This is a genomic window from Bifidobacterium sp. 7101, from assembly GCF_000499285.1.
Lineage (GTDB): Bacteria > Actinomycetota > Actinomycetes > Actinomycetales > Bifidobacteriaceae > Bombiscardovia > Bombiscardovia apis_A.
In genome coordinates this window covers 88,776-102,281 of record NZ_AWUN01000004.1, presented here as the reverse complement: position 1 = coordinate 102,281, position 13,506 = coordinate 88,776, and the positions used below count along the sequence as shown (strand labels likewise).

Annotated in this window: 11 protein-coding genes and 1 tRNA gene; 5 read left to right on the top strand and 7 right to left on the bottom strand. The window is 59.4% G+C overall.

Features of this window, described 5'->3' with window-relative positions; translation table 11 throughout:
- Positions 1–44: 44 nt before the first annotated feature.
- A complete protein-coding gene (locus P272_RS0106100) occupies positions 45–1,247 on the top strand; it encodes an MFS transporter (RefSeq protein WP_029678653.1) in 1,203 nt (400 codons plus the stop codon).
- 46 nt (positions 1,248–1,293) lie between these two features.
- On the opposite strand, the gene P272_RS0106095 is transcribed toward P272_RS0106100, so the two are convergent.
- The 3 genes from P272_RS0106095 to P272_RS0106085 are packed head-to-tail and all read right to left on the bottom strand — an operon-like array spanning position 1,294 to position 3,010.
- A complete protein-coding gene (locus tag P272_RS0106095; RefSeq protein WP_029678652.1) occupies positions 1,294–1,899 on the bottom strand; it encodes a DNA-3-methyladenine glycosylase in 606 nt (201 codons plus the stop codon).
- Complete coding sequence (gene fdxA, locus P272_RS0106090) at positions 1,896–2,282, bottom strand: ferredoxin (protein ID WP_029678651.1); 387 nt, start codon at positions 2,280–2,282, stop codon at positions 1,896–1,898. The genes P272_RS0106095 and fdxA overlap by 4 nt, the downstream gene beginning before the upstream one ends.
- Positions 2,279–3,010: a helix-turn-helix transcriptional regulator gene (locus tag P272_RS0106085; protein ID WP_029678650.1), complete on the bottom strand. Its 732-nt coding sequence runs from the start codon at positions 3,008–3,010 to the stop codon at positions 2,279–2,281. Before P272_RS0106085 ends, fdxA begins: the two co-directional genes overlap by 4 nt.
- Before the next feature lie 58 nt (positions 3,011–3,068).
- On the opposite strand from P272_RS0106085, the gene P272_RS08900 reads away from it, so the two are divergent.
- Positions 3,069–5,726 carry a multicopper oxidase domain-containing protein gene (locus P272_RS08900; protein WP_052323216.1) on the top strand — a complete coding sequence of 886 codons (2,658 nt, stop codon included), beginning with the start codon at positions 3,069–3,071 and terminating at the stop codon, positions 5,724–5,726.
- A 25-nt stretch (positions 5,727–5,751) separates the two neighbouring features.
- Here P272_RS08900 and P272_RS09440 read toward each other — a convergent pair whose 3' ends face one another.
- The 3 genes from P272_RS09440 to P272_RS0106065 form a co-directional block, all read right to left on the bottom strand.
- Complete coding sequence (locus P272_RS09440) at positions 5,752–5,997, bottom strand: TM2 domain-containing protein (RefSeq protein WP_172636718.1); 246 nt, start codon at positions 5,995–5,997, stop codon at positions 5,752–5,754.
- A gap of 550 nt (positions 5,998–6,547) precedes the next feature.
- Positions 6,548–6,624, bottom strand: a tRNA-Arg gene (locus P272_RS0106070).
- A gap of 44 nt (positions 6,625–6,668) precedes the next feature.
- Positions 6,669–8,564, bottom strand: coding sequence for a 1-deoxy-D-xylulose-5-phosphate synthase (locus P272_RS0106065; protein ID WP_044097845.1), 1,896 nt, complete (start codon positions 8,562–8,564; stop codon positions 6,669–6,671).
- A gap of 178 nt (positions 8,565–8,742) precedes the next feature.
- Between P272_RS0106065 and purE the strand changes: the two genes are divergently transcribed.
- From purE to P272_RS0106050, 3 genes are all read left to right on the top strand, one after another.
- Positions 8,743–9,249: a 5-(carboxyamino)imidazole ribonucleotide mutase gene (purE, locus tag P272_RS0106060; protein WP_029678645.1), complete on the top strand. Its 507-nt coding sequence runs from the start codon at positions 8,743–8,745 to the stop codon at positions 9,247–9,249.
- The gene (purK, locus tag P272_RS0106055; RefSeq protein WP_029678644.1) at positions 9,233–10,399 is read left to right on the top strand and encodes a 5-(carboxyamino)imidazole ribonucleotide synthase; all 1,167 of its coding nucleotides are present in this window, start codon (positions 9,233–9,235) and stop codon (positions 10,397–10,399) included. The genes purE and purK overlap by 17 nt, the downstream gene beginning before the upstream one ends.
- A 69-nt stretch (positions 10,400–10,468) precedes the next feature.
- Complete coding sequence (locus P272_RS0106050; protein ID WP_029678643.1) at positions 10,469–10,912, top strand: Fur family transcriptional regulator; 444 nt, start codon at positions 10,469–10,471, stop codon at positions 10,910–10,912.
- On the opposite strand, the gene P272_RS0106045 is transcribed toward P272_RS0106050, so the two are convergent.
- A complete protein-coding gene (locus tag P272_RS0106045; RefSeq protein ID WP_081709073.1) occupies positions 10,884–13,493 on the bottom strand; it encodes a bifunctional lysylphosphatidylglycerol flippase/synthetase MprF in 2,610 nt (869 codons plus the stop codon). The genes P272_RS0106050 and P272_RS0106045 overlap by 29 nt on opposite strands.
- Positions 13,494–13,506: the final 13 nt, after the last annotated feature.

The window sequence follows — 13,506 nt, the reverse complement described above, 5'->3', positions numbered from 1 at the left end:
TGGAACCGGACCCGTGCGCATCTAAGCCTAAGAACACAGGAATATTGGCCAGACGAAACCTTGGGGTTCTGGTCGGAATCATGGCCTTGGCCATCATGTCGCGGTTTGACTCCATCATCTCTCCTTCCGTGGCTGCCATTCAGGCATCCTTTCCGCGCGCCGATCCTTCCACTGTCGAGTCGGTGGTTTCCATCGGCTCCTCGGCTGCCATAGTTTCAGCTCTTTTGTTTGGTCAGCTCTTGACCAGAATGAGTTTCAGAACCGCTGCCTGCATCAGCTGTCTGTGCGTTGCACTGGGTGGCTTGATGCCCCTTGTTGTGCACAGCAGCGTAAACCAGCTGCTCTTGTTTGCTTTGGTTGTCGGGTTTGGCGTGGGCATCGCCACTACGGTTCTACCCAGCCTGTCGGCCAGGTTCTTCCGTGGAGAACAGTTGGCGGCGCTGATGGGATTGGTTCTGGCTGTTCAGGATGGCTCTTCCATGTTGGTTCTTGCTCTGGGCGGTGTCCTGGCTAGGGGAGGGTGGCTACACAACTATTGGCTCTATTTTCTGGCCTTGCCTGCCCTGGTCTTGGTCATCTTCATGGTTCCTGGGGTCGGCGCCGTCGAAGAGGAGTCGGAAAAGGCCGTAAGATCTGAGGCGTCGTCGTCTAAAAAAAGCGGACAATGCTGGTGGGCTACAATTTCCTGTATTCTCATCGGGTTTCTGAGCATTTTCCTGGTCGCGGTCCTGTACAACAAGCTCGCGGTCTACATAGCCAAGTACGGTCTGGGCGGCACCAGCGCAGCCGGGGTGGCCCTGATGTTCAACACGGGTTCCTCGGTCGTGATCGGGCTTGGTATCAACGCCATCAAGCGGATTTGTCGACAATGGACCATTCCGGTCGCCTTCCTTCTGATGGCCCTGGGCGCCCTGCTCTTCCTGACCACCCGCTCCTTCCCGCTGGTTTGTTTATCGGCCTTTTTGGTTGGTTTGGGCAGTGCCATAAATATGGCTACCTGCCCCTTCCTCCTGTCCAATCTGACTCCACGCAAGCGCTATCCACTGGTAATGGGAATCTTTTCGGCCACCACCAGCCTCGGTTTTACGGCATCCACCTGGGCCTTCAAGGCTTTTTCATCAGTGTTTGGTCTGGATCCGGTAACAGGTAGTTTCATAGGAATGCTGATCATCGCTCTGCTGGCTGCTGTCATTCTCTCGCTTGTCCGCTTCCAGAGCTGTGTGGAATCCCGCTACATTGAGCAATAAGCCACCCTTTAGGCTGTAGAAATCAGAATTATAGGATTCTGTCCTTTCATCGCGACAGGTAGGGGTTGCCGGTGATGACGAATCGTCGTAGGGTCTCTTTGGCATGGGAGATGCCTATTCGGGGGGTTGCCGTGATGGTCTCGTCCTGATTCAGCCCTGCGGCTGCCAGTCGTATGGGCGGTTTCCTGAGGTCATGGCCGTAGTTACGCTTGTCGATGTCCAATGCCTGGCAGAGCTTGGCGGGGCCGTTGGTCAATTCCCGATCCGGGTGACGGCCGTGCCTGTGACTGCGTAGAAGATCCAGACCCTGCACTGGCTGGCAGGCTCGAATCAGTACCCCGGCGCCGAATCCGTCCTCCTGACAGGAGACGTTCATGCAGTAGTGCATTCCATAGGTAAAGTAGACGTACATGTGTCCGCTGGGGCCGAAAAGGGCATCGTTGCGGGCCGATCGCCCGTGATAGGCATGGCTGGCCGGATCATTCTGATCGTAGGCCTCGGTTTCCACGATCCGAACTCTGGCCTGTTCACCTTCCGACTCGTAGTCCCGGATGATCAGGCAGCCCAGAAGCATCCGGGCGGCCTCCTCCACAGGACGGTCCAAAAAGTCAGGGAAGACCAGGTGACCGTCCTGGCTTGAACCGGCCTTCATTCCGTTTGGTCCTTGCGTACCCAGACCGCGCGCTGGCCGCGTGATTCCGGCTGAATGCAGACGAAATTATCCTGGTGGGGCAAAGCTGCGACCTGTGGATGGTCATGATCGTAGGGTCCCTGGGCCTGTGCGCCGCCTGCATCGCCGACCTGGGCAAAGAAGTCTTCGGAGGCATCCTTGAACCAGGTCCATTCCTCAGGCAGGTCCTCTTCGTAGAAAATCGCTTCCACGGGGCAAACGGGCTCGCATGCGCCGCAGTCGATGCATTCGTTGGGGTTGATATACAGGTTCCTGGGGCCCTCGTAGATGCAATCCACCGGGCACTCGTCCACGCAGGCCTTGTCCTTGACGTCCACGCAGGGCTGGGCAATTACGTAGGTCATTGCTTTACTTTCCTCCTTGGTTTGTTGTCCACTTTCGCTACTTTCAGAAAGCATCCCTTTGGCGAAGACAGAGGTGTCAGCAGTATACTGGCTTTTTTATTCTTGACCGCTCTGCTACTGTTCTCCACAAGTCCCAGGACCATACCCAGATGGATTGTGCAAATAATGGGATGGGTGTTGACGCTGTCCAGGAAGGGACATGAGGTCAGATACAGGCTTGATGAATCCGGTTCTGCCGTAACAGGAGCAAAGCCCAGGGTGGCCAGAGTATCCAACAGTGTCCGCGTCATGCTCGGTGACAGGTCCTTTTCTGCATTCCCTCTGCTTTGTCTGGCCAGGGCACGACCCCAGACCTGACCTGCTTTCAGTGCGGCTCTATCCCTGCTGTCCGTATCGGGGCAGGCGGTTTCCAGAGCCATGCAAAGCGAGGAGATCATATCCTCCCTGACCCGGTTCATGAATGTGGGGGAGTAGATGACAGCCGGTCTGCCTCGACCGGTTGATTGACCGTCGCTGTCTTTTCTCTGACGGACTGCTTCGCCCTGTTCGACCAGACGTTCAAGATGGAAACGAGCGGTCGTCGGATGGATGTCAAAGGCTTCTCCGATCTGCCGTGCGGTTAGACCTGTACCGGTCTGTTCGGCCGCCATATGCAGATAATCCAAGATTGCAGAGCGGATCTCCTCCCCGCTTCTACGCTTGCCGTGGGCTTGAATTTCCTGACTCATCGATTAAATTGTATAACTATCAAATCAATTATCAACCCAGGACAAGGCGGACAGACTCATGCACAATGACCAGAAGATGCGCAAGTCCGGCGGCAGAATGGCCTTGCCCAGGTCCAGGATGGTCCTCCTTATCGGCGCAGTTCTGGCTGCATTGCTTGGCCTTGTTGCGGCGTTGATCCGGTCGGATCTGATCCACCCCTCGGGCAGGGTCCCCCTGGCTGATCTGCACGGCATGCTCATGGTCTATGGGTTTTTGGGCGCTGCCATCGGCCTGGAGAGGGCAGTGGCCTACCGTAGCGGCGGATCCAGCAAACCATCTTGGGGGTTTCTCGCTCCTGCCTTGGGCCTCTTGGGGTCTCTGCTCTGCCTGCTGACGTTGATAGTTTCAAGCCGCGCTACTGCTCCGGCATGGGCCAGGGTGGAGCTTTTTGGCGGTATTCCGTGGACTTTGTCCATGTTGGTTCTGACGGCCATGTACTTGGCCATCTGGCGTCGGCAGCCTTCTGCAGAGGTGCTCATACAGGTTCTCGGGTCCTTGGTGGGTCTGGTCGGGGCCGCTGGCTGGGTTGCAGGATTGGATGCCTCGGTTCTAGCTCCAACCTGGCTCTTCTTTCTGGTTCTGACCATCGTCGGTGAGCGGGTGGAGCTGGCCAGGGCGGTCTTCTCGGATATCCGTCTTGAATCAGGAATCCTGGGGCTCAGCCTCCTGACCGTCCTGATGCTGCCGGTCCAGGCCATGGCGCCTTCGGTCGGCTATCCACTTCTGGGGCTGTCTCTGGGCCTGCTTCTTCTGGTAATGGCCAGTCATGATGTGGCCAAGGGCACCTTCCGTCATGGTGGTCTGCCGGGATTCATGGGCACCTGCATGCTGTCGGCCTACGCTTGGGGGCTTCTGGCTGCTTTCATATGGATGGTGGCACCCCTCGATTCCAGTACCTACTGGGGCGACATGGCGCTGCACGCGCTGGCTGTCGGATTCATCATGACCATGGTCATCGCCCATGTCTGCATGATTGTCCCTTCGGTCATTCGAAGGCCTCTGCCCTTCCACCCGCTCCTTTGGGGTGCCTGGGCACTTATGCAGGTTGGTTTGCTGATCAGGCTCCTTGGAGCCATCAGGGTATACACGCCCTTGTGGAAGGCAGGGAACCTGCTGAATGTTCTGGGAATCCTCTCCATGATGCTGACCGTGGTGTATCTGGCTGCTCGCGGCAAGCAGATTCTGGCGTCCAAACGCTACCGTCGGCGTCAGCCCGAGGATTCGCAAAACGAACGAGTGGGGACCCTGGCCCTGAGGACGGACCTGATTGCCACCTCGGCTGCAGTGTTGGTCCTGGTGGCCGCCGTGGTTTTGATGGCTCTGCGGCCGACGCTGGCTGTCTCGGTCGGGGCAGCACCCAGTGTCGGAGGCGTCCATGAGGCTTCGTCGAAGAGCGTCCAGCCGACGGGTCACACCAGCAGAGCTTCAATCAGGGTACGGGGTATGGCCTTTGTGCCGGATGTCATCAACATCGAGGCAGGCGACCGGCTGGTTGTAGATTTTCAAAATACTGGAGATCAGCGGCATGACTTGGTTTTCGCCAATGGCAAGAGCACCGGGTCAGTTCCGGTGGGCCAGAGCGTCTCGGTCGACGTGGGGGTCCTGGGGGGCGACACACTGGGCTGGTGCTCGCTGGCAGGGCATCGCCAGATGGGTATGGAGCTCAAGGTCCAGGTAAAGGGTGGAACTGTTGCTGGGCAAGGTCAGTCCTCCGCAGGGAAGACGGCCCTAAGCCATATCCCATCAGCCGCCAAGCTCAAGTCACAAGCCGAAAAGAGCGATCCTGCCAAAGCCATTCTTCCGCCACTGGACAATCAGGGAAAGGCTGGAACCAGAAAGTACACGCTGGTGGTCAAAGAGCGCAAGGAGCAGGTGGCAGCAGGGCTTGAGCGCACGGTCTGGAGCTTCGACGACGCGAGCGATTCACGGGATAAGGGATCGCGGCCCCTGGCTCAAGGTCCGGTGCTCAGAGGCCGGGTGGGAGACACCTTTGAAGTAACCATCAGAAACAAGGGAAGTATGAGCCATTCCATTGACTTTCACGCCGGCCCGGCCGTCCCTCAGACCATGATGCGCAACATAGAGCCAGGCAAGGAGCTCCTGTATACCTTCACCGCTGATCGGGCTGGCATTTGGATGTATCACTGCAGCAGCGACCCCATGTCAAACCATATCGCCAACGGCATGTACGGGGCCGTGGTTGTCGATGACGGTACCCTGCCGCCAGTGGCTGCGGAGTATGTTCTGGTCCAGTCTGAGATTTATCTGGGGTCCAATGGAGGGAGTGCCGATGCTGAAAAGGTGGCGACCATGAACCCGGATATCATGACCTTTAACGGACGGGCCTTTCAATATGACGCCCACCCTCTCAAGCTGGAGAAGGGGCAAAGGGTCCGCATCTGGGTTCTGGATGCGGGTCCCAATCAGCCGCTGTCCTTCCACATCGTGGGCACCCAGTTCGATACGGTCTGGACCGAGGGCCGCTACCTGATTGGCGGAGGTTCAGGAGCGAATTCTACCGCTGCTTCATCGGCCGGGGCGCAGGTCCTACCCCTGCTGCCGGCCCAAGGTGGCTTTGTGGAGCTCAAGGTCGATCAGCCAGGCGACTATTCCATAGTCAACCACGTCATGAGCCTGGCCGAGAAGGGTGCGCATGGCATCCTGCGGGTGTCATGACGCAATTAATCGGCGTCTGTCGTCTTCAATCCTGCAGCTGGAGTCCCTTGCCGTCCATGTGGTAAGGCGAGCCTGGATGTGAGCCAAGAATCTGCGCACCTTCTACGATGGCCCATACTGAAGAGATGAGAGGGCCGATGAAGAGGACGAAGATGGTGATCAGCAGCTGTGCGACCCCACGCCCGGTCTTACCCAGATAAAAGTTGTGTATGCCGAAGCCGCCTAGGAAGAAAGCCAGAATGGCTGCTGTGACCTTCGACTTGTTCGACATACCCGGTCCGTTGATATATTGGGCCTGAAGCTGCCAAGGTTGAATTTGGGCCGGTCCGCTGGTGCTGTTGGATTGAGGCGTATATGTGGTTTGGCCATAGGGATTCTGCGGCTCTCCCTGGGTGCTCGTGCTCGGAGCCTGCCAAGACTGATCCGCGTTAGGGTATCCATTGGCAGCTGTAGAGGGAATTTCCTGTCGGGAAGCGGACTCGTAGTTGCTGTTGGCAGGCTCTTGGCCGTATCCCTTGTAGCCAGGGTAATTCTGGCTTGTCTGAGACGGGTCTTGGTTGTCGTCTGTTTGCTGATCTGTTGGTTTATGCCAATCGTTCATGGTTGCCTTTCCTGTGGATGCCATCGGGGAATCTTCCATTATATCTCTGGAGGGGCTCAATCAAAGAGCTGACATCGCATTGAAAACTATTTAGGCTTGTCCATATTGCTTCTATCACTGCAATCGTCGTGGGTTGTGCATGGGTAATACATGCTGCTACAGCGATATCAACACGAACACGAAGAACCCTTGCCTCTTATGTAGGAGCAAGGAGCGCAATTGGTGACCCCGGAGAGATTCGAACTCTCGACCTACAGATTAGAAGTCAGTTGCTCTATCCAGCTGAGCTACGGGGCCAAACCCTTTCATTGTACCCGCCTGGGTCCACCGGCGGGTCAGATCTATGAAGTCTGGTCGGTAAGGGCATCCGATATGGCTCGAGTCATTGCCGGAACGGTCATGCCATACCTTTCCAGCAGGGTGGTCTTGGGGACCCGGTCGTTGAACTCCTTGGCCGCTCCGAAGGCCAGGGTGTGAACCTGACTAGGCCCGTAGTATGCAGCCACGGCTTGGCCCCAGCCGCCGTCCAGCTGACCGTCCTCGATGGTGACCACCAGGGGGTGGGTACTGGCCAGGGCATCCAGGGTCTGCTCATCCAGGCGGTCATAGCGATGTGGGTCCACCAGTGTGGGCTTCAGCCCCGTGGACCTCTCCAAGGAATCAGCAAGATCGCGGCCAAGTGGAAGGGCATCGCCGAGAGCCAGCAGGGCTACGGTCTTACCTTCTTGCAGGATTCGATAGTGATCCCAGGGAGCAGCGTCCGATCCGCATTCAGCATTGGTCTTCGAGGGATTTGCAACCAGCTCCATTGGCTTGCCTGTGCGTTCTGTCGCCAGCGTGCGCTCGCCGGGCACCCTGATGACCACCGGCTGCCGGGCCGGACCCGTGGCCCAGGCCAGCATGTCCAGGAATTCAGCCCCGCTGGTCGGAGCCAGGCAGGTCAGTCCGGGGATGCCTCGCATCATGACCATGTCGGCCGTACCTGAATGCGTGGCATCGGTTTTGGCAATGCCAGTTGAAAAAACCAGCAGAGTCACCGCGCTGCCGTTCAAGGCCATCTCCTGCTCAATTTGGTCGTAGGCCCTCTGGAAGAAGGTGGCCGATGTGGCGACCACGGGCGTGCCTCCGGCCTTGGCGATGCCCGCGGCGTAGGCTATCGCGTGGGATTCGGCGATGCCCACGTCCCGGTAGTGGTTCCCGGCCCGCTGGCGGAAGTCGGGATCGATACCGTTGGACAGCGGCGTAGCAGGGGAGATGACTACCAGGCCCGGCTCTTGTGGGAACCTGGCCTCCAGGGCCTGCATGGCCATTCTTCCGTAAGTCTTTCGTGAGTTGGGCTGGCGACCAAGAGAGTCCAAGCCGTCCTGCCAGTGGTTGGCCTCCACCGGACCTTCAGCGGGCAAATCCGGCAGGGAAGTCATATGAGCTGTTTGTCCATCGCTCTGAGTTATGGAAGTCGGGCCGATTTGTCCCTGACTGCCCTGTCCCAGCCCCAGGCCTTTGCGGGTGTGGATATGGACCACCACCGGATGGTCGGTGCCTTTAACCTGACGGAAGGCCTCAATCAGATTCTCAATCCGGTTGCCCTTATCCACGTAGCGGTAGTCCAGTCCGAGGGCGCGGAAGGGATTGTCCGGGCTGCGTCCCCCACTGGCACGCAGGGCCGCCAGGCTCTTGTAGAGTCCCCCGTGGTTCTCGGCGATGGACATTTCGTTGTCATTAACCACGATGATCAGATTGCCGCCCTGCTCTGCTGCCCAGTCCAGCCCCTCGAAGGCCGGTCCGCTGCTCAGTGAACCATCCCCGATGAAGGCGATGATGTTGGCCTTGTCGCCGGTCGCATCCCGCTGGGCGGCCATTCCGCAGGCCAGGCCGATGGAGGTGCCGGTGTGTCCCAGCATGAAGTCGTCGTAGGGGCTCTCCTTGGGCGAGGTGAATCCGGACAGATCCTCATGATGCTCGGGGTCCGTGTAGGCCCGGCGCCGACCGGTCAGGATTTTGTGGGTGTAGGCCTGATGGGAGACGTCGAAGATCAGATGATCATGAGGCATATCGAAGACGTAGTGCAGGGCGATGATGGGCTCGATGGTGGCCAGGTTGGAGCCCAGGTGGCCGCCGTGACGTCGACAGAAGCGAATCAGCAGCTGACGGATCTCGTCGGCCAGTCGATTCAGCTCTTCCAAGGAGAGAACCTTCAGATCCTGTGGGGAGTCGATGCTGTTCAGAAGCTTGCCCATAACCCTCCTGTCGGTTTCTGTGATGCAATCCAATGATTCTAGGTCTGGGGCGGGGGTTTGGAGCCGCTGAAGGCCCGATGTTCACCAGGCCCGGCCCTTACATCCATAGGACCGTCACGATTGGCTGATTCTCCCCGGTCTTGCGTAGTATCGAATGTGTATGAACATTGGAGGGCCAATGGCTGACAATACACATGAAGGGGCACGTGTCGCAGTGATCATGGGATCATCAAGCGACTGGGAGACGATGAAGGAAGCCTGTCGGATGCTGGACCGGTTCGCTATCATCTACACCAAGGAGGTCATCTCCGCCCATCGCACACCTGGCCGCATGGCGGAGTTCGCGCATCAGGCCCGTAGTCAGGGTATAGGGGTCATCATCGCCGGGGCCGGTGGGGCAGCGCATCTGCCGGGCATGGTGGCGGCCCAGACCACGCTGCCGGTCATCGGGGTGCCGGTGAAGTCCCATGCCTTGAGCGGGGTTGATTCGCTCCTGTCCATCGTTCAGATGCCTGCCGGTATTCCTGTGGCGACCACTGCCATAGGGGCATCCGGGGCCACCAACGCCGGTCTGCTGGCGGCTTCGATCCTCTCCATCAACGATCCAAGGCTGGCCCAGGCCCTGGATGACTACCGTGCCGAGCTGGCCCGATCCGTGGAGGCTTCCAATGCCAAGCTTGTCTGAGGAGACCAAGGGAAGAATTGATTACCTGGAGCCAGGGTCCGTCATCGGGATCGTGGGCGGCGGCCAGCTGGGACGGATGATGGCACTGAGCGCCCGCTATCATGGCTTCCGCATCGGTGTGCTGGATCCCACGCCCGATGCTCCCGCGGCCCAGGTGGCCGACTTCCAGGAGACAGCCGACTATGGCGACCTCGATGCCCTTAAGCGGCTTGCCGAACGCAGTGATGTGCTCACCTACGAATTCGAGAATGTGGATGCCGATGCTCTGGATCAGGTGAGGGACCGTGTGGCCGTTCCCCAGGGGACCGACCTGCTCAGGGTCACCCAGGACCGGGTCCACGAGAAGACCTTCATCAACCGTCATGGCATCGATACCGCCCCTTGGAGGCAGGTTGACAGTCTTGACCAGCTGGACACGGCTTTGAAAGAGCTGGGAATGCCCGCTGTGCTCAAGACGCGAACCGGCGGCTATGACGGCCATGGCCAGGCGGTCCTGCGCACCAAGGAGGATCTGCGGGCCTTGAAAGCGCAGATGAAGGGCCGGGACTTCCCGCCCTCCGTGCTGGAGGGATTCGTGGACTTCGCCTTCGAGGCCTCCATACTGGTCTCAGGCAATGGCAAGGACTATGTCACCTTCCCCATGGTGCACAACGAGCATCGTCACAACATCCTGCACATGACCCTGGCACCGGCACAGGTTGAGCCCGAGATGGCCGACCGCGCGCGTGACATGGCCCTGACTTTGGCTGACGGCTTCAAGTTGGCCGGCACCTTGGCCCTTGAGCTCTTTGTCATGCCCGATGGCGGTCTGGTGGTCAACGAGTTGGCTCCGCGCCCACATAACTCCGGTCATTACACCATCGAGGCCTGTTCCATGGATCAGTTCGATGCCCACGTCCGGGGCATTGCCGGGTGGCCCCTGCCCAATCCCCGCCTGCTCAGCCCAGCAGTCATGGTCAACGTTCTGGGCCAGCATGTGGCCCCGGTCAGGCGGCTGCTGGGTGAGCACCCCGAATGGTTCCTGCATGATTATGGCAAGGCCGAAGTGCGCACCGACCGCAAGATGGGGCATCTGACGGTGCTGACCGACGATCCGGAGCGGACAGCCAAGGATCTGGAGGCCACAGGCTGCTGGTCTGACCTGGACTGAACCGAATCCTCACATCTGTCCCGGTAATCCGGATGTAGGCTTGGTGGAGTCCAAGGAGTGTATCTAATCATGAACGCTGGCTCATCCGTCGGCCGCCGGACGCGGCAGAAGAATGCCATCTGGAGGGTTCTTCAGGCCCAGAACGACTTCGTCTCAGCCAAGGAGCTGCACAGACTTCTTCGTGATTCGGGCCAGCGAATCGGCTTGGCCACGGTCTATCGACAGCTGGGGTCCCTGCAGATGTCCGGCAGCCTGGACTGCATTGAGCACGGAGGCATTCGCCTCTACCGGGTCTGCCTGGCCCAGCGGAGGCACCATCACCATCTGGTCTGTGAACACTGCGGCAGGACCATCGAAATCAGCCCGCCCGATGATGGCTGGCTGAAGGCCGTGGCAGCTGAACATGGCTTTACGGTCTCCTCGCACACCTTGGAGGTCTACGGCCTGTGCAGCAGCTGTCGGGACCGCTTCGGTCAGACAGGCGTCAGTGATTCTCCCGGCCCTTGGGCATGATGGTCTTGATGGCATCCCAGGCCTGCGAAGCCTTGAGATTAGGCAGGTAGGCCTGGACCACGGCCAGTCCGATTTGGGCCAGCTGGGCCGGGTCAGGATAGCAGATATAGACCGGGTGCTCGCTGGGCTGGAACTTCTTCTTGAAGAAGAAGAGCGATCGGAAGCCATAGGCCGGTTCCATCAGGTCGGCTACCATATGCAGGGCATGCTGCAGGAAGGCAGTTCGATCCTCGCCCTGATCATCGTCATCGTCTTCGCCGCTGTCCATTCCGGCCAGGGGAGCGGCCGACAGGCTCATGAATTCCGCCGTGCCCTGGTCGCGCAACCGTTCGGCCATGCGTGCTATCAGGAACTCCATGATCCCATTGGGGCTGTCGGTCCTGTGCCTCATGAAGTCCAGGGTCCAGCCGATCACCTGGCCCTGTCGGTAGGTGGGCATCCAGCTGGTCACGGCCAGCACCTTGCCCTGGTCGTCCACGGCGTAGAGGATGGCCATGCGTGGGTCCCTCAGCTCATCCAGACCACCCAGGGTGAACTTCATCTCAGGAAGCGCCTTGAGCTCGGCCCACTGCTCGGAGATGTCCACGATCTGCGACTGAACATCCCAGGAGGCGTCGTTGAATGTGGTCAGCACGTCGGTGATGTTGTCACGCTTGGCTTTGTTGATGGCTGTGCGAATGTCCTGCCACTTCTTGCCCTTGGTCTGCCAGAGGCTGGGAGTGACCACCATCTCCGTGCCGACTGTCAGGGTTGACCAGCCGCGTGCAGCCAGCAGATCGCGCTGGGGCTTGTGGACGCTGTAGAAGACCGGCGACCAGGAATGGGCGTTGCAGAAGTGCGTGAATTCGTCCAAGTCGTCCGCATACTCCTCAGGGTCGCCGAATGGGCCAGTGGTGGTCAAGGCTATGCCGTGCAAAAGCCGGTAGGCGATGCCAGAGCGGCCGCTGGGGGAGAACCAGTAGCTGTTGCCCTCCCAGGTGGTCATGAAGGACATGCTTTCGCCACCGTACTCGACCAGCTTGTCAGCCTCCTGGCGTTCGCTGCCATTCTGGATGACCGAGCTGCGCATCCAGGAGAGCAGAACCACCAGAACCACCAGCCAGAAGATCAGCCCTATTCCATGGCTGACCATTCTCCCTGTGGGGGTACGCGGCACCAGGGCTGGAAGGAAGCGTGAAGCTACTCCATTGGGCAGGTAGAGCGAAGGCAGCTGGGAGAGTGCTCTGCTGGTGGTGGGCCGGGGATTGAAGGAGCCGGGACTGATGGTAGTGAAGGCCATGTAGCCCATGGCGGTGGCCAGGAAGGCCAGGACGATGGCTGCCCAGCCCAGTTGTAGACGTGAAGTCTTGGTCCGCACCAGGAAGATTCCCAGGTTTCGCACCAGGAACCAGCTGAGAATCAGCGGCGGCAGGGTGATGATCAGCAGAGAGGGCAGTGCGCCGTGACGTATGGCCTGGGGCAGCCCTTCGCCGATGGTCAGTGGGAATACCAGGAAATAGAGCAGGGCCATGACGACGGTCAGGGCGTTGAGAACCACCCCGGTGACAGCGGCGACCCGGCGGCCGTGGTAGATTCCCCAAGCTGCAACCAGCATAACCAGGGTGGGCATGATTAGGGAGGAGATGCCAGTGGGGGCGTGACCGGCGACCAGGCCGTAGTGGGCGTAGCAGCTGACCTGGTTGTTTTCTGCAAGGCAACGAGACAGTGCAGCGCTTCCGCCTGTATTGGAGCCCATGAATGTACCAAGAGGGGTGAGGAAGCCGGCGCGGATGCGGGAGGAAACGGTGACCAAGGGGCCAAGTGCCAGAACCGTGGCGACCGCCCCCAGCAGGTGGCGGGTCTCGTAGGATCCGCTATGGCCGTGCGGATTGGCATCCTGGACCGGTCCGTGCCAGAGGTGGCCGGTCAGGTGTCCGATCAGCGCTGCCGCCAGGGCGCAATAGGAGCCGGGGTTGCCGGTGTAGAGCACCATAAGGATCAAGGCTGTGTAACCTATGGTGGCGATCCTGCGTCGCCAGAGGAAGTCGCTGAAGGGGATGGATGCCATCAGGGACCCGACCACCAGGATGATAGGGCTGAGCGACATGGGCACTTTGATGAACCAGGCCCAATGGTCCTGAAGGGCATTGATCAGCCAGCAGATGATCAGACCGACCACCGCACCGCATACAGCGCTAATGACTGAAGCCAGCACAGTGCGCCTGCGCCCCAGCCGGGTCTCGGCGATGCACAATATGACCAATACCAGGGCAACGTCTATAACCAGCGGCAGGGGACCCGGGGTGATGACCAGGGATACCAGCAGTCGTGCAAACTGAACCAGGAGTGAGGGCCGACCCTGTCCATGGAAGGGCCGGGAGGCCTGACGAATAATCAGATCGGACAGAGGCATGCCTAGCCGGTTTCTGCCAGGAATGCGCAGCAGCCAGATCAGCAGCCAGCTGATCAGATTGAGCAGGATCAGTCCGAGGCTGAAGGCCAGTGCAAGGGCGTGGCGTCTGACCCATCGTGCCAAGTCTGTCAGCAAGACACTCTTGGCTGAAGGTTCCATCAGTCTGGATCCCTTATTCGTTGTCTGCATGATTGTGGCGGCT

Coding starts and splice junctions, on each gene's coding strand:
- P272_RS0106095 (WP_029678652.1), bottom strand. CDS start 1,899: ATGAAGGCCGGTTCAAGCCAGGACGGTCACCTGGTCTTCCCTGACTTT.
- fdxA (WP_029678651.1), bottom strand. CDS start 2,282: ATGACCTACGTAATTGCCCAGCCCTGCGTGGACGTCAAGGACAAGGCC.
- P272_RS0106085 (WP_029678650.1), bottom strand. CDS start 3,010: ATGAGTCAGGAAATTCAAGCCCACGGCAAGCGTAGAAGCGGGGAGGAG.
- P272_RS08900 (WP_052323216.1), top strand. CDS start 3,069: ATGCACAATGACCAGAAGATGCGCAAGTCCGGCGGCAGAATGGCCTTG.
- P272_RS09440 (WP_172636718.1), bottom strand. CDS start 5,997: ATGTCGAACAAGTCGAAGGTCACAGCAGCCATTCTGGCTTTCTTCCTA.
- P272_RS0106065 (WP_044097845.1), bottom strand. CDS start 8,564: ATGGGCAAGCTTCTGAACAGCATCGACTCCCCACAGGATCTGAAGGTT.
- purE (WP_029678645.1), top strand. CDS start 8,743: ATGGCTGACAATACACATGAAGGGGCACGTGTCGCAGTGATCATGGGA.
- purK (WP_029678644.1), top strand. CDS start 9,233: ATGCCAAGCTTGTCTGAGGAGACCAAGGGAAGAATTGATTACCTGGAG.
- P272_RS0106050 (WP_029678643.1), top strand. CDS start 10,469: ATGAACGCTGGCTCATCCGTCGGCCGCCGGACGCGGCAGAAGAATGCC.
- P272_RS0106045 (WP_081709073.1), bottom strand. CDS start 13,493: ATGCAGACAACGAATAAGGGATCCAGACTGATGGAACCTTCAGCCAAG.